Source organism: Photobacterium proteolyticum (genome assembly GCF_001939735.1).
In the GTDB taxonomy this organism is placed as follows: Bacteria; Pseudomonadota; Gammaproteobacteria; order Enterobacterales; family Vibrionaceae; genus Photobacterium; species Photobacterium proteolyticum.
Map to the genome: position 1 here is coordinate 1 of NZ_MJIL01000025.1, position 3,814 is coordinate 3,814.

The window sequence follows — 3,814 nt, forward strand, 5'->3', positions numbered from 1 at the left end:
AAAATAAGGGTAGAGAAAAAGAGGGTAAAAAGGTGATCGAAAAAAAACGGAATCCTAGATCACAATCGCCGGAATACGCAAGGGACATTCGACAGCGCCAGAATCGGAGCTTTCGAGAATCGTTTACGGTAATCCGATACGTGGTTACGTTAGGAAAATAAAGAATGGAAAGAGGCTTTAAATATGAGCAGAAGAAATTAAAGCGACCCGTCAGCCGCTTTAGTCTTTCTTCGATAATGTACGGTTACAACATAAACAGCAAGGCTAATAATCATCAAACTCAAGTTATCTGAGTTCAGCACCAACTGATAATCAGTTTGTAATGCAATAAATTTATTGATACAGACAATTCGAAGCTGATGAAGAGCAACCGGTTCCGTTTATACTTTGCTAGTTCATGAACATAGCATTTTTCTTGTTCCAATCCTGTTTAAATCGGTTGCGCAGATAAAACTTTTTCAGGATTGTACTTCTCATCAAGTTGCTTAAATGACTCAAGTCGGTAGAAGCCTACTTCATCTAGCATACGGGTTAACTCCCAAGCATCTGAATACTTGCATCGCGCTAATTGATAGGCTTTTTCTGCAGAGTTGTACCAGCCAATATATGCTTTAGAGAGTTGTTCATTATTTTGCTCATCTTGCTGAATCTTACTTATAAGCTTATCCAAGTGTGTACGGCACTCTTCAAATTGCTCTTTATAACGTAAAAATTTCTGTTCACATAACTCTCTTAGCTCAAACCACTCTTTTTCTTTCTCCAATCGCTTAAGCATGGCCTGTTCAGCGGGAAAGTTCTCATATGGCGGCTCATTTGATACTTTTCTCTGCAAGATAGCAACAAACCCGTCCAGAGTACTAATACCCCAGCCATACCCATAGCCCCATGCAGATGCATAGCCAGATAGATCAGAACCAACGAAGTTACTAAATTCCTGTACCATTTCATCATGAGAACTCGTCGCGTTGGCCTGCGCACCAGTAATCGGCAAGATAGCTTTTACTTCAAGCTGATGACTATAACAGTAGTCTGCCAACAGCTGCATCGCATACTCGATAGAATCGGCACTTACTTCCCAGGTATAATTGAAACTACCACCGTTAGGGAGCTTGAAGAGCTCGTTTTGATTCACCTCCTGGTTAAAACAGGCTCTAAATTGATGAGTTTCTATTACACTGTCGTTATGAAAAGTATGCGCTTTCAGAATTTCCATGTTTGCCAATCTATGTTGTTATTTGCGGCTATAATAGCGTAACTAGCTAATATAATGAATTTCTAATCCTAATATACTTGCGTCAATAGGCAGTTTACACGGTTGTCTAAACTGACAGAATTTTCTCATCACCTCACTAGTTTCTACTTAGCTCATATAAATAAGCATTCTTTCAAATTTGCTCTGGCAATTCGACTAATGCAACTTACTTAAACACTATGCACCACAGGTGAAATTGAAACAGACGACGTAGATGCCTGGTTCGAAGCCGATGAGGAGCAGCAAAATGTACAATTACACTAACTACCCCACTGTTGATGTCTCTTATAGTGTTAAATCAGACATAAACGTGACACCGTCACAGTTGAATTCTGAAAAGAATCAGGAACTTTCCACCCGAGCAATCTCAACCAGTTACAACCTTAGATGAACAGTCATCACAGCAACTGATCAGCCATAAAGAAGTGTTGGAGATGTTCCAAATCTCCAGCAAAGCCACCATCTACAAGTGGCGCCAAAACCGTGGGTTTTCAGGTCCGGTAAAACTCATGCCGCTGCGGTGGTTACGATCGGCAGTTAAAAGATGGATCTGACTTTGATAGGGATTGGTCGGCGGTGCTTTTACACAATAGCTTTATTGGTTTAGTAAAGTTCTTCAGGCACTGTCCAAATGCTAGCTTTCATATCGAAGTGGGAACGGCGGGCACTTTAGATGCCTTCTAACGAATGACGAACCGCAACCGCGTAGTGTCATCAGGGTCATGGCAACAAAGCCAGTAAATAGACCGAATGTAGAACGGCAGTCCCAAACCTTGCATTACCTGACGCTGTTATTGATGACCGGAGGAGTCCATGTAACCGCATTAAGGTGATGAGATGGTCTCCACCAACCACTTCACATGACCATACCACCGTAAACACAAAACCCAACGATGGAATGAATAATGCCAAGCGTTGGGAATCACTCTTAAATACCTTATTATATTTAGTATTTGTAGTCTCGCTCTTCAATCTGCCTTATAGCTTCTGACCTAAGGGGAGGGAAAGTGTTAGCAATTTTCCTATTTACTAAACTAAATATAGCGTCATGCAACTCACTATCTAAAGTAAACCAGCTAAAAACGTAGTTAATGGCATTATGCCTAATCGAGTTGACTGTGTGTCTCTCTCGTTCAAAACGCCCAAGAGAGTTAAAGTCACTAAACTGAGGCTTATTCTTCTTCAGCCAATCTTGTGTAACCTCTTTCCAAAATGCTATATCATCATCTACGAAATTAATGTATTTCATTAAATTTTGCGCATGCTCCAAAGGGGCTTTATCAGATTCTTGGTAATACCTAAGATTATCTTCCATCAGTTCCAGGTTAATCCAACTATTAACAAGCTTTTTATTTGAGTCAAAATTACTTGCGATCATGAGCCAATTGAATTCTTGTACTTTCTTTGGTATGGCAATTTTTATATCTCTTATCTTATACCCTACTTTTCTAGCCATACCAATATTTTTTATAAAAGCGGACGCATCGGATTCGGAATATTTATAGTATTTGGTCAGGTTATTTTTGTTAAGTTTTACTAGGTCTTCTCGACCAATGATACAGAATTGAATATTGTCCCCATCATCCGTTTGTTCTTCTTGACGATCATGATCAAACTCGACGAACATCAAAGGCACCAGATTAGATTTGTTGACGCCCTTTCCTAACCACTTGTTAATCGCCTCAGAATGTTCTCTAGTTTGAGGAGATATCGGGTATTTACTACCCCAAAAATTACAAAGTTTGACTACAAAACTATTGAATGTGACATTTAATGGAAATGGCTCGATACCATTAAGTCGGTTTTTATAGCTCGAGTGAAATAAATGGGCATGATAGATTGGGATATATGTTCTCGACAAAATTAAAGAAGAAATCTCTAAACCGTATTTAGACATTTTATCCGCAAGCTCTTCTGTTCCATCAGTTGAAGAAGTTGCATCTTTACTTATCAGCGAACTAAGTCGCTCAAACTTCTTAATTTTATACGTATCTGACATTTGTTCTCCAAACTGCAATTAAATTTAACATTATATCTACGAATTCAGTTCATATATCTTCCGGATATCCGCAATTTACAAAGAATATTATCGCACCAAACTCGCATACCTCCCGGCCACGCCCTATTGCGACACGCATTCATCAATCGAATGATTCACCATATAACCATATGAAAAATATGATGTAAACAAGCTACCCGTCATTAATGCCTAGTAAAACTGGCAACTTTGGACATCATTGAGTTATTTGTTGGTAGGTGAGAATCACAGAAGCGTTACGCATAACGCATTCAAGGAGGTGCCGCCAAGCAATGGCGGTACCAAACAAACGATGGTGGTGACTTAGGGGGCCGAAAATTATTTTTGCGCGAGATGTCGCATCGTATGCAGGATTTAGGCTCTCAGAAGAACCTATTTTTACAGCACTCTACCCTTGCCACAATCAGGAATCACTAAATCAGTCAGATTAATGCTCGCCTCAGGATGAAGCGAGCGTAGGGATCTCTTAATGTTTGTTTCAATAATACGCAGGATTAACCACAGTTTTTATAATTAGAGTTTAA

2 protein-coding genes are annotated in these 3,814 nt (G+C 39.6%); both read right to left on the reverse strand.

Translation table 11 applies throughout. The annotated features are described in order from the left end of the window. Positions 1–430: 430 nt before the first annotated feature. On the reverse strand, positions 431–1,213 hold the full coding sequence (locus BIT28_RS00270) for a hypothetical protein (protein ID WP_075761643.1): 783 nt from the start codon (positions 1,211–1,213) through the stop codon (positions 431–433). Positions 1,214–2,198: 985 nt separating this feature from the next. After that, complete coding sequence (locus BIT28_RS00280; protein ID WP_075761645.1) at positions 2,199–3,251, reverse strand: hypothetical protein; 1,053 nt, start codon at positions 3,249–3,251, stop codon at positions 2,199–2,201. Between the last annotated feature and the right edge of the window lie 563 nt (positions 3,252–3,814).